Origin of the sequence: Pseudovibrio sp. Ad5 (assembly GCF_001623095.1) — a bacterium.
Classification (GTDB): Bacteria; Pseudomonadota; Alphaproteobacteria; order Rhizobiales; family Stappiaceae; genus Pseudovibrio.
The window spans coordinates 46,900-69,834 of record NZ_LMCH01000008.1; the positions used below are offsets into that span (position 1 = coordinate 46,900).

Below are 22,935 nucleotides of genomic sequence, written 5' to 3' on the forward strand. Positions count from 1 at the left end.
AGACGGACATGTTAGACACAATCATTCTTGTTCTCGACAGCACATTCCGCCTGTCAACTCCTCTTCTGTTTGCGTGCCTTGCTGGCCTGTTTTCAGAGCGCTCCGGTATCGTTGATATCGGTCTGGAAGGTAAGATCCTCGGCGCAGCTTTTGCTGCCGCTGCCGCAGCCTACGTCTTCCAAAGCCCGTGGATCGGTCTTCTGGCGGGTATCATGGTTTCCGTTATGCTGGCACTGGTGCACGGTTACGCATCTATCAGTCAGCGCGGCAACCAGGTGGTTTCCGGTGTGGCGATCAACTTCCTTGCAGCTGGTTTGACCGTATTGCTGGGTCAGGCATGGTTCTCTCAAGGTGGACGAACACCGGCTTTGTCTCCGGCAACCCGCTTTGAAAGCCTCACGCTGCCATTCGCCGACACTCTGGCAAACGTGCCTGTGCTGGGTCCGATCTATGCCAATCTGATCTCTGGTCACAACATTTTGGTTTATGCATCTTTCGCTGCCGTACCGTTGACCTGGTGGATCATTTTCCGAACCCGCTTTGGTCTGCGTCTTCGCGCAGTAGGCGAGAACCCTTCCGCAGCTGATACAGCAGGTCTATCAGTAACACTGCTACGTTACCGTGCGACAATCATTTGTGGTATTCTCTGCGGGTTCTCTGGTGCTTACCTGTCTGTTGCTCAGGGCGCCGGATTTATTAAAGATATGAGTGCGGGCAAGGGCTTTATTGCTCTGGCAGCTCTTATCTTTGCAAAGTGGAAGCCAGTGAACGCCATGTTCACCTGCCTTCTCTTTGGTTTCCTAGATGCATTGGCAATCCGTCTTCAGGGCCAGGAAATTCCTGGAATTGGTGAAGTGCCTGTTCAGGTCTTCCAGGCTCTGCCTTACGTGCTGACTGTGGTTCTTCTTGCCGGCTTTATCGGTCGCGCAATCCCACCGAAAGCATCTGGTATCCCATATGTTAAAGAGCGTACATAAGGACAATAATAATGAGCGCATTTGACAAGCTTTTTGAAGAAGCAAAGGCGGCACGAGAAACCGCCTATGCGCCATACTCCAACTTCAAGGTGGGCGCTGCATTGCTCACCTCTGATGGCAAAGTCGTCTCCGGGTGTAACGTCGAAAACGGCGCCTACCCGGAAGGCACCTGTGCTGAAGGCGGAGCAATCGCGGCAATGATCCGCGGTGGCTCCACCAAGATCAACGAAGTTGTAGTGCTGGCAGACGCCGCGCTGTGCACACCATGCGGTGGGTGTCGTCAAAAACTTTCTGAATTTGCAAGCAACAAGCAGATCAAGATCCATGTAGCCAACCTCGAAGGTCTGCGTAAAACCTTCACCATGGAAGAACTGCTGCCTGCTGGCTTTGAATTGAATGAACAGATTGAGGATTGATTATGAGCGGATTTGGTAAGGAATCAGCGGAAATTGTACGCGCTGCTCGCCCAGGTGATTATAAAGTTGGGATGATCCTCGGTTCTGGTCTGGGTTCTCTGGCTGACGAAGTGGAAGACGCGGTTCGCGTGTCTTACAACCGTCTCACCGGTTTCCCTGTTTCTTCTGTTACCGCGCACGCAAGTGAGCTGGTTGCAGGCACTCTGGAAGGTGTCCCGGTTGTTATTTTGTCCGGTCGTGCACACTACTATGAGAGCGGCAACCCATCCGTGATGCGCACTCCGCTTGAGACCCTCAAAGCACTTGGCTGTGACACAATCGTTGCAACCAACGCTGCAGGCTCCCTGCGTGAAAATATCAAGCCGGGTTCTCCAATGCTGATCAATGACCACATCAACTGGTCTGGTCTGAACCCGCTCATCGGCGAAGAAGACGAGAGCCGTTTCCTCGATCTTTCCGCCGCATACGACCCAGAGCTTCGTGAGCAGCTCAAAAAAGCAGCTGCTGAAACTGGTGAAGACCTCGAAGAGGGCGTCTACATGTGGTTCTCCGGCCCGTCTTTCGAGACTCCGGCAGAAATTCGTATGTCTCAGGTGCTCGGTGCTGATGCCGTTGGCATGTCCACCGTACCGGAAGTGATTATGTCTCGCTTCCTCGGCATGCGCGTCGCAGCAATCTCCACCATCACCAATATGGGAGCTGGCCTACAAGCCCACGGCCTCTCTCATGATGAAACCAAGGAAATGGCCCCGCTCGGAGCGGCCAAGATCAAAAAGATTTTGCGTGCCTTCCTCAAAAACATGGCTTGAAGGAAACTGGCAAAATGACCGAAGCATCAACAAAAGAAATAGCAAAGCGTGCTCTAGGACTTATCGATCTAACCAACCTGAATGATGACTGCACTGCAGAAGATGTAGCAGCACTTATTGAGCGCTCAACTACACCTTACGGTCACACTGCAGCCATCTGCATCTGGCCTCGCTTTGTAAAGCAGGCTGCTGAGCTTCTGAAGAACTCTCCAGTTCGCATCGCGACTGTTGTGAACTTCCCTGCTGGTGGTGAAGACACTGCAGCAGTGATCGAAGAAACCAAAAAGGCTGTTGCTGACGGCGCGGACGAAGTTGATCTCGTCATGCCATATCGCGCATTCGCAGAAGGCCGTCGTGGTTTCGCCGAAGACCAGATCAAACAGGTTCGTGGCGCAATTCCTGCTCCAGCACAGCTCAAGGTTATCCTTGAAACCGGTGAGCTGAAGGATCCTCGTTTGATCCACCTGGCTTCTGAAATTGCAATTGCACAGGGCGCAGACTTCATCAAAACCTCAACAGGTAAAGTGGAAGTCAACGCAACTCTCGAAGCTGCGGAAATCATGCTCAACGTACTGCGTGAAACTTCTAAGGAAGATCACCGCGTTGTTGGCTTCAAGCCAGCTGGTGGTGTGCGCACTGTAGAAGAAGCAGCTGAATACCTGAAACTGGCTGACGACTTGATGGGCAGCAACTGGGTATCCTCAGCAACGTTCCGTTTCGGCGCAAGTGGCCTGCTTGATGCAGTGCTCGCTGGCATCGAAGGCCGTGATAACGACACTAAAGAGACCTACTGATATGCTTCCTCAAGAAATCGTTCGTAAGAAACGTGAAGGCGAAGTCCTGACAGCTGAAGAAATTCAGTTCTTTGTAAAGGGCATCACTGATAACAGCGTAACCGAAGGGCAGGTTGCTGCTCTGGCAATGGCCGTGTTCTTTCAGGGTCTCAGTGTTGACGAGCGTGTTGCACTGACACTCGGCATGCGTGACAGCGGTGACGTTCTTGACTGGTCCGACATCGGCGCACCAGTCGTTGACAAGCACTCCACGGGTGGTGTTGGCGACAACGTTTCTCTGATGCTTGCGCCTGCACTTGCTGCAAACGGTGCTGCTGTTCCAATGATCTCCGGTCGCGGCCTCGGCCATACCGGCGGTACTCTGGACAAGCTGGAAACCATTCCGGGCTACTCCGCAAAACCATCCAACGAACTGTTCCGCAAGGTTGTTCGTGAAGTTGGTTGTGCGATCATCGGCCAGACTGGCGACCTCGCACCTGCTGACAAGCGCTTCTATGGTATCCGTGACGTGACCGCGACTGTTGAGAGCATTGATCTCATCACCGCGTCCATCCTCTCCAAGAAGCTGGCGGCTGGCCTTGAAACTCTGGTTCTCGACGTTAAGTGGGGCACTGGCGCATTCATGGCGAACTACGAAGACGCGAAAGCTCTGGCTGAAAGTCTCGTTCTTGTTGCAAACGGTGCAGGTCTTAAAACCACCGCATTGCTCACAGATATGAACGAGTCTCTGGCATCTGCAGCTGGTAACGCGATCGAAGTTCAGAACGCTGTAGACTTCCTGAAAGGCACCCACGTTGACAATCGTCTGTGGGATGTGACCGTTGCAATTGGTGCAGAAGGTCTTGCCAACTCAGGTCTTGCTGACAGCGTTGATGACGGTAAGAAGAAGATGGAAGAAGCCTTCACCTCTGGTAAGGCAGCTGAACTCTTCGGCAAGATGGTCGGCGAACTCGGCGGTCCAAACGACTTCATGGAGAAGCCGGAAGCATACCTTGCAAAGGCTCCGATCCAGCGCGCAATTCATGTGCCAGAAGCATCTTTGGTGACTGGTGTTGATGCACGTGCAGTCGGTCTCGCAGTTGTTGAACTTGGTGGTGGTCGTCGTGCCGCAGCGGACGAAATCGATCCTGCTGTTGGTCTCACAGACATCGCTGGTGTTGGGACTTCCGTGGACAGCGAAACTCCAATCGCTGTCATCCACGCACACACCGAAGATCAGGTAGAGCGTGCAGAGAAAGTTCTGCGTGATGCTTACACCTTTGGTTCTGCAGCGGACGTTAAAGAGTTCGACACAATCCGTGACCGTATTGCGCCTTAATCTGCGCAGCAATAATTAACTGGCAGGACAGCCTCTCACCTCTTTTGAGCAGACAATTATCTGATTGAGAGCTGTCCTCCAAAAACTAAGGAAACGCGAATGCCACGCGCAATTATGTGTGTACTCGACAGCTTCGGTATCGGCGCAGCCGACGACGCTGACAAGTTTGGCGATGTCGGCTCCGACACCCTTGGTCACATTGCCGATGCATGTGCAGAAGGTAAAGGCGATAAAGAAGGTCTGCGCAGCGGTCCTCTCTCCTTGCCAAACATGGATCGTCTTGGACTGGGTGCTGCCGCTCGTGCATCCACTGGTAAAGACATTAAAGGCCTGGATTTCTCCGGCACGCCAGAATCCCATTGGGGTTTTGCTGCTGAAGTTTCCAACGGCAAAGACACACCATCCGGTCACTGGGAAATTGCTGGCGTACCAGTCACATTCGACTGGGGCTACTTCCCGGATGCGAACCCGTCATTCCCTGCTGAGTTGATCGAAAAGATCATCGAAGTTGGTGAACTCCCGGGTGTTCTGTGTCTGACGCACGGTTCTGGCACTGTTGTCATCGAGGAATTCGGTGAAGAGCACGTCAAAACCGGCAAGCCAATCATCTACACTTCTGCAGACAGTGTTCTTCAGATCGCTGCCCACGAAGAGAGCTTTGGCCTTGAGCGCCTGCTGGATCTCTGCGTGAAGTGCCGCACACTGGTAGACGAATACAACATCGGTCGTGTGATTGCCCGTCCGTTTGAGGGCTCTGTTGAAGCAGGCTTTGAGCGGACTGCAAACCGTCGCGACTACTCTGTTTTGCCACCAGCTCCAACTGTTCTGGATCGTCTGGAAGATGCTGGCCGTCAGGTGATTGCTGTCGGCAAGATCTCCGATATTTATGCAGCGCAAGGCATCACCAAACTGCTGAAGGGTGCTGGCAACGATCAGCTCTTTGACCGCACGTTGGAAGCAATGGATCTGGCGAAAGACGGAGACCTTGTGTTCTCCAACTTCGTTGACTTCGACATGCTCTACGGCCACCGCCGTGACGTGCCGGGTTATGCCGCAGCTCTGGAGCATTTCGACAAGCGTCTGCCAGAGATGATTGAAAAGATGAACGACGGCGACCTGCTCATTCTGACTGCCGACCACGGTTGTGACCCAACCTGGAAAGGCACAGACCATACACGTGAGCATGTTCCTGTACTGGCTCTGGTGAAAGGCGAGAAGGGTTCCAACATCGGAAAACGCCCGACTTTCGCTGATATGGGCGAGTCCGTTGCCAAACATCTTGGAATTTCAACTGGCGAAAACGGAAATAGTTTTCTGTAGATCCAGTAGGAAATTTTGAAAATAAGCCGGGCAAGCATTGTTTGCCCGGTTTAGTGTACCGCGATATATTTCTGAATTGCCTATGATTTGCAATTGTTAGAGTGCGTTCCGTTTGTTTGGACACAATCAAACGGCAAGAATTCACTCCAATAAAAATGTTAGAGCATGATGCGTGACTTTAAAGGAACGCGGCATGCTCTGAGGATGCTGGGAGAGGCATCCGTCGTGTTACATGAGAGGGGAATGCAGCATGCAGGCTCGCACGTTTACTGCACAGCAAGATGGAAGCTTAACGCCTGAGATGAAGCAGGCGTTTGAAGAGGACGGCTTCCTCGTTCTTGAAGGATTTGCATCGCCGGAAGAGTGTGATCAGTTGAAAGCACGCATGGCTCACCTGATTGACGAGTTTGACCCGTCAACAGTCGCGTCCGTGTTTGAGACCAATGCGCAGACGCATGCGAAGGACGCTTATTTCCGTGAAAGCGGTGATAAAATCCGTTTCTTCTTCGAGGCAGAAGCATTTGACGAAAATGGTGCTCTGACCAAAGACAAACATCAGGCACTGAACAAAGTCGGCCATGCCCTGCATGACTATGACCCTGTGTTTGAACAGTTTTCACGCTCCCCTAAAATGGAACGCGTGGCCAAAGATATCGGACTGACAGAGCCACTGCTCGCTCAATCCATGTACATCTTCAAACCGCCTCACATCGGCGGAGAAGTAAACAACCATCAAGACTCCACATTCCTCCACACAGCGCCGTTGACCTGCACAGGCTTCTGGTTCGCTTTGGAAGATGCGGATGAAACCAACGGTGGTTTGTATGGCGTTCCAGGTGGTCATCAAGGACCGCTTCGCAAACGCTTCCATTACAACGGCGAAGGCCTTGTGATGGAGACCCTAGACGAAACCCCACTCGAAAAATCTGCAGATGATGCGGCGCCACTTGTTGCCCCGAAAGGGACCCTTGTTATCCTTCATGGACTTGTGCCGCACAAATCTGCTCCGAACCGCTCTGATAAGTCCCGTCATGCCTATGCTGTGCATATGGTAGACGGAACTGCAAAATGGTCGGATGACAACTGGATTGTTCGGGCTAAAGACAAGCCAATGCACGGATTTTAAGAAATGAGACCAAAGCAGAACGTGGTGCCACGCGCCGAACTGCACTGCCACATTGAAGGTGCAGCACCTCCAACGCTCGTAAGAAAGTTGGCAGAGCGCTATGATGTAGACTTGGGTGATCTGTTCGACACCAACGGAGCCTACAGCTGGCATGACTTTACCACCTTTATTCAGCAGTATGATGTTGCAGCATCTCTGTTCCGCCGCCCGGGCGACTATGCAGAACTAGCTGAAACCTACTACAAGATGCTGGCAGCTGAAGGCGTGATCTATGCGGAAGTGTTCATCTCTCCCGATCATGCAATCAAAGCAGGCCTGAGCTACAACTCCTATCTGGAAGGCCTCATAGCCGGTCTGGAACGTGCGAAAGCAGACACAGGCATCGAAGGCCGTCTGGTTCCACTCGGTGTGCGTCATGAAGGAGCTGAGTCCGTTGAAGGCGCAGTCAAGGCTGTCATCGACAACCCACACCCAATGGTAACAGGCTTCGGTCTGGCTGGTGACGAGCGCATTGGCCCGGCAAAGGACTTCGAAAAAGCCTTCGCTATGGCCCGCGAAGCTGGTCTCGGCCTCACAGCCCATGCTGGTGAGTTCGGCGGTGCTGAAAGCGTACGTGACGCACTGGATTACCTGAAGATCACCCGTGTTGGTCATGGTGTGCGTGCAGTAGAAGACGATGCGCTGGTTCAGCGTCTTGTGGACGAGGAAATCACCCTTGAGGTGTGCCCACATTCCAACATTGCACTCGGTGTCTACTCAAACCTGCGCTTCCACCCGGTAAACATGCTGCGTCAGGCAGGTGTGCGTATCACCCTCAACTCCGATGATCCGCCATTCTTCCACACAACGCTTGGCCACGAGTATGTTGAAACATCTCGTGTGTTTGGCTGGACGCGTGACATCCAGAAATCCATCACAAAGAATGCGCTGGAAGCGGCGTTCGTTGATGAGGAAACCCGTGCTGTTCTTCTAAAGCGTTTGGACACTTTAACTGAAGAAGCATGAGTTTTTGCTTGAGTTGAGTGTGCATAAGCAGGAAAACTGGCATAGCCGGGTTTCTTATGCTCAAAACCTCAGAGCATAGATTGCAAAAAGCCCGTACCTTCATAAAAAGGTGCGGGCTTTATAACGTAGATCACTGGGGCACTTTAAGCTTCAGGGCAGACGTTGCATAAGGCCGAATCCGGCAAACCAGAAATACGAGTGCTTTACAGGCCTCAACAGGCAAAACGATAGGAACCGACGAAGATGGAGATGCAAGCATCGCAGGCTTTGTCCTTGCTCAACGCAAAAGCAGTACGTGAACGCTCACATATGCTTTTGGAGCTGGGATTGCAGGGCGAACTTGAGCATTTTGCTGTTGATCTGTCTCACCTTGCAGAAGCTGCCCGCAGAACACTCGCTGCGACCGACAACACCTATCCAGATCGGCAAATTCCGTTTCATGCCCGCTGGCGCCAGTTTGAGACCGGTGGCATAGACCGCTGGGGCATGCTGGCTGGTGCACGGCGCTTTTCTGATGTGCAGGGCATGGGCCGTGCAGCCTGCGATCTGGCAATTGTTTCAGCGCTGCTTGATGCCGCCGCTGGTGAGCACTGGACGTATCGCGAAGCAATCACCAATGAGACCTTCAAGCATTCTGAAGGACTGGCGATTGGTTCACTGGCGATGTTCTCGGCTGGTTTCTTTTCTCACGAGCCGCTGGACCCGCTCAGGGCAGATGCCATCACCTTGTTCCGCCTAGACAAGGATGAACTCGCAGAAGGCTTACAAATCACAGAGAAGAACCAGCTTATCGGGCTGGATGGGCGATTGTCTTTGCTGAACCGTCTGGGAGAGGCTGTTTCTCTCCGCGACGATCTGTTTGGTAAAGAAGATGAGCCACGTCCGGGCGGTCTCTTCGATATCCTCTATGAGGAAGGGCAAAACGGCCCTCTGGATGCAGAACGTATTCTGGAGCTGGTTCTGGATGGATTAGGGCCGATCTGGCCCAATCGTGAGCAGATCGATGGTGTAATCCTCGGGGACACTTGGCGTCATTCCAAGGTCACAACTCAGGACAAAACCACCAATCTTGTCCCTCTTCACAAACTTTCTCAATGGATTGCTTATTCTTTAGTTGAACCTCTGTCGTGGGCTGGTATTGAGATGACAAACATTGATGGTTTGACTGGCCTTGCTGAGCATCGCAATGGCGGATTGTTTTTGGACACGGGCGTGCTGCGCCTGAAAGATCAAAAGCAGTCCCTGAACAAACACGAAGTAAGCAGCGAGCTGGTTGTTGAATGGAGAGCACTCACGATCGCTCTTCTCGATAAGCTCGCGGATTGGATTCGGGCAGATTTGTCTGTCTCCCGGGATCAGCTTCCACTGGCATGTGTGCTGGAAGGTGGGTCTTGGGCTGCAGGACGACAAATTGCCCTTGAAAAACGAGGTGATGGATCTCCACCCCTGATGATTATCAGTGATGGAACCGTTTTTTGATCTATAACCTATCGTCAATTGCACCCGAGAATATCAGGTGCCTAACTAAGACACGCACTGCCATGTACATGCTGACAAAAGGCAGCTGCATATAAAAGACCCGACTGGGTTGAAAAAGAGGAACACGATGTCCGGCGCAACCGTAATCGCACACCCGCTGGTCCAGCATAAGCTGACCCACATGCGGAGAAAAACAACCCCGACGCAGGACTTCCGCCGCTTGCTGCGCGAAATCTCTTTGTTGCTGTGCTACGAAGTAACACGCGATTTGAAGATGACCACCCAGTCCATCGAGACACCAGTTGCTGAAATGGATGCACCGGTTCTGGCTGGTAAAAAGCTTTGCTTCGCCTCCATCCTGCGTGCTGGTAACGGCCTGCTGGAAGGCATGCTTGAGCTGATCCCATCTGCACGTGTGGCGCATATCGGTCTCTACCGCGATCCTAAGACCCTTGAAGCCGTTGAATACTACTTCAAAGCGCCTCAGGAGCTGGAAGAGCGTCTGGTGATCGTTGTTGATCCAATGCTGGCAACTGCAAACTCTGCAATTTCCGCTGTTGATCGCCTGAAGAAGCGCGGCGCAAAGAACATGGTGTTCGTTTGCTTGCTGGCTGCTCCTGAAGGTGTTGCGCGCTTCAACGACGCACATCCTGACGTGCCAATCTACACTGCGTCCATCGATGAAAAGCTCAACGAAAAGGGCTACATCATCCCGGGTCTCGGTGATGCTGGTGACCGGATGTACGGTACAAAATAAACTTTCTTGGTTTAGAAGCGTCAGGCATCAGGTCTGGCGCTTTTTCTTGAAGGCATCCTCAAGAAATACAGACAGAAATACCGGAGACGATACGCATCTCAAAACTGTGTATTCGTCCTTTATGAGGTGTAGACCGTGTTGTAAGGTCATGCGCGCAAGGGGATGATGGAATGCCTAATAAAGCTCGTACCCGTTTGAAGGTTTGCTGTATTTCAACTTCGGGTGAAGCAGCCACCGCTGTTGCTTGCGGCGCCGATGCTGTCGGTCTTGTTGCCCACATGCCGTCCGGTCCCGGTGTGATCGAAGATGACCTCATTCTCAATATTGCCCGGCAAGTCCCGCCAGCTGTCGCAACCTGGCTCCTCACATCGCGTACCACTGCAAAAGACATCGTCGAGCATGTGCTCACCTGCGGTACCAACACGGTTCAAATTGTCAAACCAATTGATCCGGGCGAATATCAGGAACTGCGCTTGGACTTGCCAGCCAGCACACGCATCGTGCAAGTTGTTCATGTCGAAGACGAGTATTCCTTTGAAATCGCACAGGAATATAGCCGCGTTGCAGATGCGGTTCTGCTCGATTCAGGCCGCCCTTCAGAAAATGAACTCGGCGGAACAGGCCGAACGCACAACTGGGATCTAAGCCGCCATATTGTCGAGAAACTCGATATTCCGGTATTCCTTGCCGGTGGGCTAACCCCTCAGAACATCATCGAAGCAGTTGAGACTGTAAAACCCTACGGCGTAGATGTTTGCAGCGGCGTACGTGTGAATGGTCGTCTCAACCGAACTCGATTGTCAGAATTTGCTGCGGCAATTGCCTGTACCTGAGTTCTAGGTAGATCTCCGGAAATCTTAGGTTTTTAATTAGAATTCTTGCCTTTTTCTTCGGCTCGGCTGTATACCTATGAAAAGTAATGGGCAAAACACTGAGTGATCTCTGAACACGGCGAAAGACCGGGATGTTGTGGTGCCCAGAAGATGTGGGGGCGCACGTGCAACGTTATATCTGGGTCATGGTTGTCGTCATTTGTGTCGCGTTGATCGTGCCCAAGGTGCTCGAAGAGCGCTTGCTGGGCGTCGTTGAGGTGCACGAATCTCAGAGTGTAAACGAGCCTCAGAAAACCTCAAAACGCATCACCAGAATTCGCAAGTCTCCCAACGGCCACTTCATGGCGACCATCAAGATCAATGGTCACAAGACCTCAGCTCTGATTGATACGGGTGCAAGTTTGCTCGCCATACCTTACAGCATCGCACGTAAGGCTGGCATAAGGGTGCGCAACGAAGATTTCACTGTCGAAGTGCGCACAGCAAACGGCATCACGTCGGGGGCATCAGCCTCTATTTCAAATCTCTATCTGGGTTCAATTCATATACGCAACGTTAAAAGCCTAATCCTTAAAGATGAAGCGCTCTCACAGGTGCTTTTAGGGATGTCTGCGTTGAACAGGCTTGGCAAAATCACGCTCGGCAACAAAGAGCTCGTGATCGCGCCAAGATAACCAAAAAAATAAACCCTGCTTTCTGCTGCTCTTAGACTGGCGGTATCCTTTTGTCTTGCTTGTACTAATTCTCGTTTCATAGGAGGTTGGTATGGAATGAATGACCTGAGGGGAGGCAGGTCTGCAATGGAAAGGGAAAGCAGTGGCTATTCGTGATTTCGGTGAACTGGAAAACCGGGAAATTGTCAAAGAAGTGACACTGCATGGCGGCAACCTTACCGCAAGCATCCTCACCTATGGCGCCACAGTTCGCAGACTGCAACTGGGAGATCGCGACCTGACACTCGGCTTTGACAATCTGCGCGACTATGAACTCCACTCACCGCACATGGGCGCGACTGCAGGCCGCTGCGCCAACCGCATCGCAAGCGGTTGTTTCTCAATTGGCTCTGAAGAATTCCAGCTCTCTGTGAATGAAGGCGGACGACATCACCTGCACGGCGGGCACAAAGGCTTCGCCCATCGGATCTGGACCATTGAAGAAGCCAGCGAGGACAGTGTTTTACTCTCTTTGGAATCTCCGGATGGCGAAGAGGGATACCCGGGCACAGTCCAGATCACCTGCCGTTATACCCTGACCAAAGACAACACGCTGCGCATCGAATTCTCCGGCACCACGGACAAGCCAACCCTGCTGAATCCGGCGCATCACAGCTACTTCAATCTGGGCGATCATGAGGATGTTACCAGGCATCAGATCATGATTCCTGCGCGCTCTTTCCTCCCTGTTTCTGATCAGCTGATTCCGACTGGTGAAATCGTTGATGTCGCGGGAACTCCCTATGATTTCCGTGAGATGCGCGAGATTGCCGACGCGCAGGATTCACGCTTCGATAACAATTTCTGCCTCAGGCAGTTCCGTCTGAAAAAGCCTGAGCTATCCGCTGTGGTGTTTGAGCCTGAGACCGAGCTCAAGATGGAAGTCTGGTCAACTGAACCCGGCATCCAGTTCTACGACGGCAGTTCCCTCAATACCCCGGTTCCGGGCTTTGGCGGCAAAATGTATGGCCCAAGAGCGGGTCTGTGTCTGGAACCTCAATGCTGGCCAGACAGTCCAAACCATGAAGAATTTGCGTGTTCCACGCTTCAACCCACTGAGCACTATCTACAAGTAACCGAGTACCGTTTCATCTGATGTGCAAAGGAGAGACAGCACATCAGTTGTTGTAAAGGATGATAACAGTGAAGACCATTTTCTCACCTGATCAGCTGTTGCATGCCCCGACCAAAGAAATCTCTGATGGGCAGTTGGTTCCCGCCAATGAGATCCCATCTCGTGCCGAAATTGTTCTTGCGCACCTCAAAAAAGCGCAGTTCGGTGAGGTGCTTACACCAAATGAGTTTTCTCTGGACCCAATCCTGAAGGTACATGATGCGGATTATGTCACCTTTCTGCAGGATTTCTGGAAGCTTTGGCTGGCAGAAGGGCGCACAGTAGAAGAGGTCTTCCCGTTCGTCTGGCCCGTACATGGTCTCAGACATGACATTGTGCCGGATCACATCGACGGAAAGCTTGGTTTCTACTCGTTCGATGCTGGCTCGCCCATGGGTGAACACACATGGGTCGCAGCGCGCAAAAGTGCGGAAACTGCTCTGACAGGGGCGGAATTGATCCTGTCAGGTGATAACTCCGCCTTCGCACTCTGTCGTCCTCCGGGCCACCACGCACACCGTCGCCTTTATGGTGGCTATTGTTTCCTGAACAATGCAGCGATTGCTGCGCAATACCTGCGAGATCAAGGCGTTGCCAAGGTCACGGTCTTCGACGTGGATTACCACCATGGCAACGGTACTCAGGCAATCTTCTATGACCGCGCTGACGTGCAGTTCCTCTCCATCCATGCAGACCCGAAGGTTGAGTTTCCTTATTATCTCGGCCATGCGAATGAGCGGGGCTTGAAAGAGGGCGCAGGGTACAATCACAATTATCCTCTGCCACACGGCACTGCATGGGCTCAGTGGGAGGAGGCGATGGAAGACGCCTGCCACTCCATCGAGAAGTTTGCGCCGGATGTCATCATAGTCTCTCTGGGCATGGATCCGTATGAGAATGATCCGATCTCTCAGTTCAAGCTGAAGACGGAAGATTTCACAAAAATCGGTGCCCGCATTGCCAAACTAGGTAAGCCAACCTTGTTTGTGATGGAGGGCGGATACGCTGTTGGGGATCTGGGCATCAATTGCACCAAAGCACTAAGCGGATATCTCGATACTGTGAAGGTTGGCTCCTAATCAGCTAACACGCTCAGAAACCTATGTTTTATGTAGTGACGGGGAAAGATCTTTCCCGCCACTTGTGTCTTGCCGCAATGCCCCTCTTGAAAGCGGCCCACAATATGCGTACATCCTTGCGAACTGAAATTTCTTAAAGCGTATTCCCGTAAGGTGGGGAACGGTTTACGGATAACAACACGCGAGACCACGAGGGATTAGAGCAGCACAGCCAGTCTGACGAAAGGCGGCTGCTTTAAGTGATCAAAGAATGCCAGAGCAAAATCTAAGAAAAACAAGCCTTCTGTGGTTATTTTGCAATCCGTTTGGACGCATCTCCAAAGGCGTCTACTGGCTGGCAACGGCACTGATCTTCTGTGTTTTATCCATCGCAGTGAATGTCGCCACAAGTTCGCTTGCCGATACTTATATCGAAAACGGAACATCAGATCTCACACTGGCACAGGCCTACAGTGACCTGCTGACTACAAATCCGTTGCTGTACCCCTTGCTGCTTATCGCAAACTTTATGGTGTTCATGCTGGTGATCAAGCGGTTACAGGACCGTGGTGTCACTGGTTTCGTTGCGCTGACACTCTTCTTGCCATTCCTGAACCTTCTGGTGCCAATCATTGTTGGTTTCCTAAAGAGCCAGGAAGGCCCGAACAAATACGGTCCGGCATCCAACACCCGCCCATTACAACGCAAAAAATAAGCGTTTATGTTGAGATTTTGCGTTGCTATGTGCCAGTGAATATCACGAAGTGCTGGCAACTCGTGATTGACCATCAGGCACAGCACAGCTAAATCTCGAGGCATGACTGATACGCTTTCTCCTGCGGTACAGATCTGCCGCGACCTAATCCGCTGTCCAAGTGTCACCCCAGCTGAAGGTGGTGCTCTCACCACGCTTGAAAAGCTGCTCGCTGACGCCGGTTTCAACGTCTCCCGCGTGATGTTCTCCGACGAGAACACGCCCGACATCGAGAACCTGTTTGCAACCATTGGCTCTGGCAAACCACACTTCGTGTTTGCAGGCCACACTGATGTTGTGCCAGTTGGAGATGAAGCAGCCTGGACCCACGGTCCGTTCGACGGCACCATCGCAGATGGCATGCTTCATGGCCGCGGAACCGCAGATATGAAAGGCGGCGTAGCAGCGTTTGCCGCTGCAGCAATCGACTACGTTAAAGCGCATCCAGATGGAATTCCCGGCCAAATCTCCTTCCTGATCACAGGCGATGAAGAGGGACCGGCAATCAATGGCACTGTTAAACTGCTGGAATGGGCCAAAGAGCAGGGACACGTTTTCGATGCCTGCATCGTTGGCGAACCAACCAATCCGGATGCATTGGGAGATGCGATCAAAGTTGGCCGTCGCGGATCTTTGACAGGCACAGTAAAAGTTAACGGAACCCAAGGCCACGTTGCCTATCAGCACCTTGCGGACAATCCGGTCCCGGGCATGCTCAAACTTCTGAGTGCGGTTGCTGAGGTTGAGCTGGACAAAGGCAATGAGCGATTCCAGCCATCCAATCTGGAAATCACCACGGTTGATGTCGGCAACACCGCGACCAACGTCATTCCAGCCCACGTCATGGCGAAATTCAACATTCGCTTCAACGATCAGTGGTCCGTCAGCTCTCTGAGCCAGCACATTGAGAAGCTTCTGAACGATGCTGCACCGGAAGGTCTAGACTGGAGTATTGAGTTCGCCAGAGAAGCCACCGACAGCTTCCTGACCCACGATGAAGCGTTGATCCAGACCCTGTCCAATTCCATCAAGACCGTCACTGGTCGCACACCTGAGCTGTCCACCGGCGGCGGAACCTCAGATGCTCGCTTCATCAAGAATTACTGTGCTGTAGTCGAGTTCGGCCTTGTCGGCCAGACCATGCACAAGGTTGATGAACACGTTGCTGTAGCTGACATCGAGCAGCTTGCAGACATTTACCTCCGCTTCCTGCAAGATTACTTTCAGGCTTAAGCTAACAAGGAACAGGGTGTTGTGATGGTTCTTGGCACACAGGAAATTCGCCAATCCTGCATTGCATCCTGGAGGATCATGAAGGGTGAGACGGAAGCGTTGCAGCAGTTTGATCTGTCTGCTGATGGCTTCTGGCGCTCCTTTCTGGTCATCTTCCTTCTGCTTCCGTTTTATCTGCTGAGCCTGATCGCAGAGCATGCGTTGATGGTTGAGCATTTCACCACGCAGGGGCAAGAGAGCACTGAGATGGTTGCTGGGGGCTTCCAGCTGTATTTCGGTAAGTTCCTCTCCCTGTTTGTCGACTGGATCACATTCCCGATTGTTGTTGGGCTTCTCGCTGGATCGTTGGGGCTGAAACGCAACTACGGACCATACATCATCGTCCGCAACTGGAGCACGCTCATCATCCTGCTCCCGCAGACGCTGCTGTATCTGCTTTATATGGCGGGGCTCATTCCCTCAGAACTGCTGATCATGTTGACCTTCCCGATAATCGGGTGGGTGCTGTGGTACAGATTCCAGATTGCCCGCGTTGCAGGGGATTGCAGCTTCTCAATCTCGATTGGTCTGGTGGTTCTGGATCTGGTGCTTTCCATCCTGATCAGTGCGTCACTTGACCGGTTATTTGCGTAATAACACCTATTTTTCACGCACCCCTTTAAATTTTCGGTAGCGCTCATCCCAGTTTCCGCGCACACTTAACGTGGAGGAAAATTGGGAGGGACGGAATGTCAGACAATCATCTGACTGTGCCTGCGGGTGCGCAAAACTCACAGCACAAACTGGCGAAGCCGATCGTGCGTCAGGTTACCCTAGAGGATATAACAAGCTCCCTGAAGCTTGGAATTCTGGACTTTGTGAAGACGCCTGTTATTGGCCTGACCTTTGGCGCCTTCTTTGTCGTCGGAGGGGTACTGGTCACGCTGCTCTCGTTCTGGGTGGACATGAGCTACATCAGCTACCCATTGGCCTGTGGCTTCCTGCTTCTGGGACCATTTGCTGCTTTGGGGCTCTATGAGGTTTCCAGACGACTGCAGGCAGGCGAGACACCGCGCATGAGCGGCCTGTTTACGCTGATGTGGGAGCAACGCCGCGGCGAAATTGCCTGGATGGCCTTTGTCGTCATCTTCATCCAGTTCCTATGGATGTTTAAGGTCCACCTGCTGCTGGCCCTCTTTTTGGGAATGCAGGGTTACGGCACATTTCTGCAGTTTGCGCAGACGATCTTTGAGACCTCTGATGGTCTCCTGTTTCTGTTGGCTGGTCACCTTGTTGGAGCATTTTTCGCCATGCTGCTGTTCGCAGTCAGTGTGGTGTCATTCCCGATGCTGCTGGACACGGAAGTGGATTTCGTGACTGCAATGATCACAAGCTTCAAGGTGGTGACGGGAAGCCCGGTGATCATGGTAGGCTGGGGATTGCTCATCACAGCGATATTGATGGCTTCAATGATCCCTATGTTTGTTGGCTTGCTGGTTACATTGCCAGTGCTCGGCCACACAACATGGCATCTTTACAAACGGGTCGTGTCATTCGAAGAAAAGTAAGACCTTGTGTAACCGGAGGTGGACGGTCTCCGGTTTCCTAACGATTTATCGGATGGAAGAGAGACTTAGTCTTCTTCATCCGCTGGGGCTTCATCAGTACCAACGTTTTTCAAGCTGTCCTGATAGGCAAGGAACGACGCTTCATCCTCTTCCGGGGTGCGATAATCGACCTGCGTAAGATACAGCCCCTCAGGCACAGCAACAGGCCCGCACGCTTGTCTGTCACAGGCTTCCAGTGCCGCTCTCAGATCGTCCTTAGTCCAGCGGCCTTCACCCACAAGACGAAGGCTACCCACCATGGAACGAACCTGATTGTGCAGGAAAGAGCGGGAGCTGCATTCAAGGAAGACATGATAGCCTTGACGATAAACGCAGATGCGCTCCATCGTCTTCCACGGGCTCTTCGCCTGACAACGCGTATGGCGGAAGGTCGTGAAATCATGATGACCCAGCAGCACTTGCGCAGCGTCGTTCATGGCCTCCGCATCCAGCTCTGGCTTCACATGCCATGCCAGCCCAAGGTCGTGTGTCAGCGGCTCAAGACGGTTTGCGATCTTAAAGCGATAATGACGGCGGATTGCTGAAAACCGGGCATCAAAGCCCAGACCTGCCTTCTCACAAGCCAGAATGGCAACAGGGTCCGGTTGCGCATGAAAGTTCAGCGCATTCTTCACGGTTTCCGCAGGCCAATCCTTTGCAAGGTCCAGATGCGCCACCTGACCGGTCGCATGCACACCAGAGTCCGTGCGTCCGGCACCGCCAATGGTCACTGTCTCACCCGTGAAGGACTTGATTGCGCGCTCAATAACACCCTGGGCTGTCGGCCCGTTGTCCTGACGCTGCCAGCCAACAAAAGGGCGTCCGTCATAATCAATGGTAATTTTGTAACGCGGCATTCTTGTTCTTTGCAAAGGTTAGGCAAGCAGACTGTAAGCCAGTTTGCAGGGCGTGAGACAGGCATGAGCCTGCAGGATATCTCTGAAATTTTGCGCTGTACTATCAGATTTGAATGGGCAAGGCCAGACCCGACAGCGAGGCGTAAAGGAACCTACTCAAACTCTCGGAAAGGTGTGGCATAGGTAACTTCAACCGGCAGGTCTTCTCGTCCCGCCTGCGTAAAAGGCAATGCCATGAAGATTGGCCCGGCATAGGGTCCTTGCACCTTCTTGGCCAGTTCGCTGTCAAAACCAAAGCGGGAGTAGTAATCAGGAGCCCCTAACACCAGAACCAGGTCTTCCCCCAGTCCCTGCAAGTCATCCAATGCTTCCTGAATGAGCTTTGTGCCAACGCCTTTGTTTTGAGAGGATGGATCAACGCAAACCGGTGCAAGGCAGCTGATTTTCAGGCGGTGTCCTTCTCCCGTTCCCGTCACACGGGAAAATGCAAGGTGGCCGAGCAGCTTGCCGTCATCGTCTGTCGCAATCCGTTCAAGAACCAACGCACCACAAGCACGCAGTCGCTCAACCAGGCGTCCTTCGTTGCTCTGCCCAAAGGCTTTGACGAGCAAAGACAAAATCGCAGGCTCGTCATTCTTTTCAGGCGTACGGAGACCAACTTGATCCTCTCCAATCTGGTGGAACTCAACCATGATGCCTCCGTGCTTCCTGATGTTTCTTAAGAAAAGCCTATCTGATTAAACAGGGTTAGGAAACCGTGTCTCCAGCACTAAGCTTAGAGCCACGTAAAAATTCATCAGCAGACATCGCCTTTTTGCCCGCCCGTTGAACCTGAACCAGCTTGATAGCGCCAGAACCGCACGCAATCGTCAGCGTGGTCTCATCAACAACCAGGACCTCTCCAGCAGCGCCTGCACCTTCAGCGACACTGCTGCGCAGGATTTTCACGCGCTCAGAGTTCTTGCCGCCCAAATCCATCTCACACCATGCGCCGGGGAATGGAGAAAGGCCGCGAATGTGATTGTGCACCTGCTCAGCTGGCAAAGACCAGTCAATGCGCGTCTCGCTCTTCTGGATCTTCTTGGCGTAGGTCACGCCCTCTTCAGGTTGAGGTGTAGACCCAAGGCCGCCACGAGACAGAGCAGACAGCGCACGCATCATCAAATCGCCGCCCAAAGCAGACAGACGGTCATGCAGCTCGCCTGCTGTCATGTCTTCGGTAATCGCAACGGTCTCAGACATGCATACAGGGCCAGTATCCAACCCTTCTTCCATCTGCATCACCTGAATACCGGAGGCTTTGTCGCCAGCCATGATCGCCCGGTTAATCGGCGCAGCACCGCGCCAGCGTGGAAGCAAAGAGGCATGGCCGTTCAGACAGCCGTGCTCAGTTCCTTCTAAAATAGCTTTTGGCAGCAACAGGCCATAGGCCACAACAACAGCCACATCAGCTTCAAACGAGCGGAACCGTTCCTGTTCCTCTTCGCTTTTCAGGGAGGTTGGCGTGAAGACAGGAATGCCAAGGCTTTCAGCAGCTTCATGAACCGGCGTCTTCTTCAGCTCCATACCGCGTCCGGCCTTGCGTGGGGGCTGCGAGTAACAAGCGACCACATCCCAACCTTGCCCGACGATCTCAAAGAGAGTTGGAACGGAGAAATCAGGAGTACCCATAAAGATGACGCGCAATGACATAGCTGACCTGCCTGGCTTTAATTCTTGTGTTCCAGACTTAATGCGTCAGCTGGTAGGGAAGGACAAGGAAAAAACAACAAAAAAAGCGGCTCTCCAAAGAAGGCCGCTTATTCCGCTTGCAGTACTGAGTTGATCAGGCTTGTTTTGCCTGCTTGATCATCTTCTTCACGATCCGGTCACGCTTCAGTCGGGACAGGTAATCGATGAACAGCACACCGTTCAGATGGTCCAGCTCATGCTGAATGCAGGTTGCCAGCAAACCGCCAGCTTCAATTTCCTGCTTCTCACCTTCAATGTTGAGGAAGGAAACGCGCACTTCGCTTGGGCGCTCAACATCCTCATAAACGCCAGGGATGGACAGGCAACCTTCCTGATAAGTACTCTTCTCCTCAGATGACCATGTGATCTCTGGGTTGATGAACACCATTGGCTCTTTCTCAACGGAATCGTCTTCTTCGCTCTCGCGCTCTGCAACATCAAGAACGAACATACGCTTTAAAACACCAATCTGACTCGCTGCAAGGCCAATGCCCGGCGCGTCATACATGGTCGCCAGCATATCGTCGGCAAGTTTTCTGATTTCGTCGTTGATGTCTTCAATCGGAGCGCACTTCTCGCGAAGGCAGTTTTCCGGGACAAATTTTATCTCGCGAATCGTCATAATTACTTTTGAAGTTGTTCTCGTTGCAAAGCTGTCTGCTCAACGTGAGGCCAGCTGATAGTGTTGTTTAGGCTTCATATCCTCTTATGAGAACTTTGCCAAGTCGTTGACTATAGGCTTTTGGCTAGCAGCATTTAATGGATACTCCCCATCAATTGAAGGATGTGGGTTGCAGTGCATCCAAGAAAGCTGAGAGGTATCGCGGTCTTGCAAAGTGTTCTATGTTTGTTTCATGGAACAGACAGTCTTCACATACGGTGCATTCACCCTCTCATATATTCAGGCAACCATAGTTACTGGAGGCCTTTTTTTCCTTTTGCTGCTCATCTGGATCATGAGCCTGCGCGCAAAACTGAACAGAGTGCGTGGTACATCAGTGCTGGAGCAAAAGCGGGCAGAGGATACCGAAGCTGCCTTGGCAAACCTGGTGCGCTCTCAGGGTGAAATGACAGGCCGCATGCAAACCATGGCAGAAGTGTTTGGCTCCCGTCAGTCAGATCTCATGCGTGTGGTGAATGATCGTCTGGATGGTCTTGGAAAAACGCTGGGCGCGTCTGTTCTGGAAACTCATCGCCAAACCCACGCCAGCCTCACGGGCCTGCAAGAGCGTATGGCACTGCTCGACAAAGCGAATAAAACCATGGGTGAGCTGGCAGGGCAGGTGACTGACCTACAGATGGTTTTGAACGACAAACAAACCCGCGGCGCATTTGGCCAGGGGCGTATGGAGGCAATCATTGATGACGCATTGCCGCCAACAAGCTTCTCGTTTCAAAGCACACTCTCCAACCGCTCCCGACCTGATTGCCTGATCCATATGCCGACGGGTGCACCACCGCTGGTGGTGGATGCCAAATTCCCGTTGGAAGCTTTTGCTGCAATCAAGGATGCCGAAACCAAGCAAGACCTGAAAGAAGCAGCTGCTCGCTTCCGAAAGGATATCTCCAAGCATTTGGAAGACATCGCAGGCAAGTATTTGCTTCCGGGTGAGACGCAGGATACGGCGCTGATGTTCGTTCCCTCCGAAAGCCTTTTTGCGGAGATCCACGAAGGTTTCCCGGACCTGACGCAGAAAGCCCACCGCCTGCGCGTGGTCATCGTATCACCGTCTCTGCTTGTCCTTGCTGTGCAGGTGATCCAGTCTGTGCTGCGCGATGCCCGCATGCGTGAACAGGCTCACTTCATTCAGGCTGAAGTTGGTAAGCTCCTGCTGGATGTTGGACGTCTGACAGAGCGTGTCTCCAAACTGCAAACCCATTTTGCCCAGACCAACAAAGATCTGGACCAGATCATGATCTCAGGCGACAAAATCGGCAACCGAGCTCGCAAGATTGATGAGATGCAATTGGGCGGCAAAGCAACAGACCACGTCTCATCATCCGCATCACAAGCCCCACAAACAACACACCTTGCAGAAGATGAGTTGCCATCACCCTTTCAGTTTGATCGGCGATAAGCACCTATTCGATCTGTAGTAGATGATCACGCAAGGCGGCCACGGCCGGACGCCTCCAGGCAGCTGAACTCCCAACGATGTAATAGGTGTTCCCCGTCATATGCCGTGCAGGGACTGGCTCGATCAGCGTTCCATCTGCCAGATCTTTCTCAATCAGCAATGAAGGAAGCAAGGCAAGGCCAAGCCCCTGTCGTGCTGCCTCCAGAACCATGAAAAAGTGCTCAAAGGAGAGGGAGGTATCTCCAGGCAGGTAGCTTGATAGCTTGTGTGCCTCCGCCCAGTATTCCCAACTGCCAAGTCGCGTGGAATGAATGAGGCGGGGCAGGCCCAGAAGGTCTTTTATGCTCTCCGGCTGGGTATCCCCCAACAGGCTTAGATGACAAACCAAAACCATCTCTTCATCACAAATCCGGTGACTTTCCAGAGCAGGCCAACTGCCACGCCCAACAGTAAGCGCTACATCCACACTGGACGGATCCCAGTTGACTGGATCCTTATGACCAGCTGAAAAGTCGGCTGGAATGGTAACAAGATCAACGCTGATAGCAGGATAGGCCCGCTTAAAGCCTTTGATCCGCTCCATAAACCAAAGATTGGCGAGTGAGGGCAGCGTGCCGATACGCAGCTGACCAGAGACTGAGCCCTTCAGCTCATGCTCAAGATCCTCCACCAGCTTCAACGCGTTCTTGGCCTTCTGGCTCAGCAGCAACCCATCTTGAGTAAGTGCCAGCGTTTTTCCCTGACGGGAAAACAACACCAACCCCAGCTGCTCTTCCAGATTCTGAATGCGGCGGGACACAGCCCCTTGCGTGATGCCAAGCTCCCGTGCAGCGCGGGTAAAGCTCCCATGCCGTGCTGCTGCATCAAAAACAGGAAGAACGGCAAGGATCTGCGAAGTGATCGAAAGACTATGTCGGCTCATACTATGAGTTTAACTCATGTCTATGTGACTGTCATTGGCCTATCTATGAGATTTT

At 52.6% G+C, this 22,935-nt stretch carries 24 protein-coding genes; 19 read left to right on the plus strand and 5 right to left on the minus strand.

Annotated elements, in window-relative coordinates; all coding sequences use genetic code 11:
- Positions 1 to 8: 8 nt before the first annotated feature.
- From PsAD5_RS05325 to PsAD5_RS05410, 18 genes are all read left to right on the plus strand, one after another.
- Positions 9 to 977 carry an ABC transporter permease gene (locus PsAD5_RS05325; protein WP_057464188.1) on the plus strand — a complete coding sequence of 323 codons (969 nt, stop codon included), beginning with the start codon at positions 9 to 11 and terminating at the stop codon, positions 975 to 977.
- Between the two features lie 11 nt (positions 978 to 988).
- Positions 989 to 1,393 (plus strand): cytidine deaminase, encoded by a 405-nt coding sequence (cdd, locus tag PsAD5_RS05330; RefSeq protein WP_063291339.1) that lies wholly within the window; start codon positions 989 to 991, stop codon positions 1,391 to 1,393.
- Between the two features lie 2 nt (positions 1,394 to 1,395).
- Positions 1,396 to 2,202, plus strand: a complete 807-nt coding sequence (locus tag PsAD5_RS05335) for a purine-nucleoside phosphorylase (RefSeq protein ID WP_063286755.1) — start codon at positions 1,396 to 1,398, stop codon at positions 2,200 to 2,202.
- A 14-nt stretch (positions 2,203 to 2,216) separates the two neighbouring features.
- Positions 2,217 to 2,996 carry a deoxyribose-phosphate aldolase gene (gene deoC, locus PsAD5_RS05340; RefSeq protein ID WP_057464250.1) on the plus strand — a complete coding sequence of 260 codons (780 nt, stop codon included), beginning with the start codon at positions 2,217 to 2,219 and terminating at the stop codon, positions 2,994 to 2,996.
- A 1-nt stretch (position 2,997) separates the two neighbouring features.
- Positions 2,998 to 4,314: a thymidine phosphorylase gene (deoA, locus tag PsAD5_RS05345; RefSeq protein ID WP_057464185.1), complete on the plus strand. Its 1,317-nt coding sequence runs from the start codon at positions 2,998 to 3,000 to the stop codon at positions 4,312 to 4,314.
- A gap of 99 nt (positions 4,315 to 4,413) precedes the next feature.
- Positions 4,414 to 5,634: a phosphopentomutase gene (locus tag PsAD5_RS05350; RefSeq protein WP_063291340.1), complete on the plus strand. Its 1,221-nt coding sequence runs from the start codon at positions 4,414 to 4,416 to the stop codon at positions 5,632 to 5,634.
- Between the two features lie 250 nt (positions 5,635 to 5,884).
- Positions 5,885 to 6,760: a phytanoyl-CoA dioxygenase family protein gene (locus PsAD5_RS05355; RefSeq protein ID WP_063291341.1), complete on the plus strand. Its 876-nt coding sequence runs from the start codon at positions 5,885 to 5,887 to the stop codon at positions 6,758 to 6,760.
- A 3-nt stretch (positions 6,761 to 6,763) separates the two neighbouring features.
- Positions 6,764 to 7,765, plus strand: a complete 1,002-nt coding sequence (locus PsAD5_RS05360) for an adenosine deaminase (protein ID WP_063291342.1) — start codon at positions 6,764 to 6,766, stop codon at positions 7,763 to 7,765.
- A 243-nt stretch (positions 7,766 to 8,008) separates the two neighbouring features.
- Positions 8,009 to 9,244, plus strand: a complete 1,236-nt coding sequence (locus PsAD5_RS05365; protein ID WP_063291343.1) for a DUF1688 family protein — start codon at positions 8,009 to 8,011, stop codon at positions 9,242 to 9,244.
- 127 nt (positions 9,245 to 9,371) lie between these two features.
- On the plus strand, positions 9,372 to 10,001 hold the full coding sequence (upp, locus tag PsAD5_RS05370; RefSeq protein WP_063291344.1) for a uracil phosphoribosyltransferase: 630 nt from the start codon (positions 9,372 to 9,374) through the stop codon (positions 9,999 to 10,001).
- A 170-nt stretch (positions 10,002 to 10,171) separates the two neighbouring features.
- Positions 10,172 to 10,834 carry a phosphoribosylanthranilate isomerase gene (locus PsAD5_RS05375; protein WP_063291345.1) on the plus strand — a complete coding sequence of 221 codons (663 nt, stop codon included), beginning with the start codon at positions 10,172 to 10,174 and terminating at the stop codon, positions 10,832 to 10,834.
- 164 nt (positions 10,835 to 10,998) lie between these two features.
- Positions 10,999 to 11,508 (plus strand): retropepsin-like aspartic protease family protein, encoded by a 510-nt coding sequence (locus PsAD5_RS05380; protein ID WP_208981677.1) that lies wholly within the window; start codon positions 10,999 to 11,001, stop codon positions 11,506 to 11,508.
- Positions 11,509 to 11,650: 142 nt separating this feature from the next.
- A complete protein-coding gene (locus tag PsAD5_RS05385; protein WP_063291346.1) occupies positions 11,651 to 12,643 on the plus strand; it encodes an aldose epimerase family protein in 993 nt (330 codons plus the stop codon).
- A 47-nt stretch (positions 12,644 to 12,690) separates the two neighbouring features.
- Positions 12,691 to 13,740 (plus strand): histone deacetylase family protein, encoded by a 1,050-nt coding sequence (locus PsAD5_RS05390; RefSeq protein WP_063291427.1) that lies wholly within the window; start codon positions 12,691 to 12,693, stop codon positions 13,738 to 13,740.
- Between the two features lie 250 nt (positions 13,741 to 13,990).
- Entirely contained in the window at positions 13,991 to 14,434 is a 444-nt protein-coding gene (locus tag PsAD5_RS05395) for a DUF805 domain-containing protein (RefSeq protein WP_057464176.1), read from the plus strand.
- A gap of 102 nt (positions 14,435 to 14,536) precedes the next feature.
- The gene (gene dapE / locus PsAD5_RS05400) at positions 14,537 to 15,706 is read left to right on the plus strand and encodes a succinyl-diaminopimelate desuccinylase (protein ID WP_063291347.1); all 1,170 of its coding nucleotides are present in this window, start codon (positions 14,537 to 14,539) and stop codon (positions 15,704 to 15,706) included.
- Positions 15,707 to 15,730: 24 nt separating this feature from the next.
- The gene (locus PsAD5_RS05405; protein WP_063286764.1) at positions 15,731 to 16,339 is read left to right on the plus strand and encodes a hypothetical protein; all 609 of its coding nucleotides are present in this window, start codon (positions 15,731 to 15,733) and stop codon (positions 16,337 to 16,339) included.
- Between the two features lie 95 nt (positions 16,340 to 16,434).
- Positions 16,435 to 17,253 (plus strand): DUF2189 domain-containing protein, encoded by an 819-nt coding sequence (locus PsAD5_RS05410; protein ID WP_063286765.1) that lies wholly within the window; start codon positions 16,435 to 16,437, stop codon positions 17,251 to 17,253.
- A gap of 65 nt (positions 17,254 to 17,318) precedes the next feature.
- Here the strand turns inward: PsAD5_RS05410 and truA are convergent, their stop codons facing one another.
- The 4 genes from truA to def form a co-directional block, all read right to left on the minus strand.
- Positions 17,319 to 18,149 carry a tRNA pseudouridine(38-40) synthase TruA gene (gene truA, locus PsAD5_RS05415; protein ID WP_063291348.1) on the minus strand — a complete coding sequence of 277 codons (831 nt, stop codon included), beginning with the start codon at positions 18,147 to 18,149 and terminating at the stop codon, positions 17,319 to 17,321.
- A gap of 152 nt (positions 18,150 to 18,301) precedes the next feature.
- Positions 18,302 to 18,841 carry a GNAT family N-acetyltransferase gene (locus PsAD5_RS05420; RefSeq protein ID WP_057464171.1) on the minus strand — a complete coding sequence of 180 codons (540 nt, stop codon included), beginning with the start codon at positions 18,839 to 18,841 and terminating at the stop codon, positions 18,302 to 18,304.
- Positions 18,842 to 18,896: 55 nt separating this feature from the next.
- Complete coding sequence (gene fmt, locus PsAD5_RS05425) at positions 18,897 to 19,835, minus strand: methionyl-tRNA formyltransferase (protein ID WP_063291428.1); 939 nt, start codon at positions 19,833 to 19,835, stop codon at positions 18,897 to 18,899.
- A gap of 139 nt (positions 19,836 to 19,974) precedes the next feature.
- Complete coding sequence (def, locus tag PsAD5_RS05430; protein WP_063291349.1) at positions 19,975 to 20,502, minus strand: peptide deformylase; 528 nt, start codon at positions 20,500 to 20,502, stop codon at positions 19,975 to 19,977.
- Between the two features lie 232 nt (positions 20,503 to 20,734).
- Between def and PsAD5_RS05435 the strand changes: the two genes are divergently transcribed.
- A complete protein-coding gene (locus PsAD5_RS05435) occupies positions 20,735 to 21,958 on the plus strand; it encodes a DNA recombination protein RmuC (RefSeq protein WP_208988498.1) in 1,224 nt (407 codons plus the stop codon).
- Positions 21,959 to 21,962: 4 nt separating this feature from the next.
- On the opposite strand, the gene PsAD5_RS05440 is transcribed toward PsAD5_RS05435, so the two are convergent.
- Positions 21,963 to 22,880, minus strand: coding sequence for a LysR substrate-binding domain-containing protein (locus tag PsAD5_RS05440; RefSeq protein ID WP_057464167.1), 918 nt, complete (start codon positions 22,878 to 22,880; stop codon positions 21,963 to 21,965).
- Between the last annotated feature and the right edge of the window lie 55 nt (positions 22,881 to 22,935).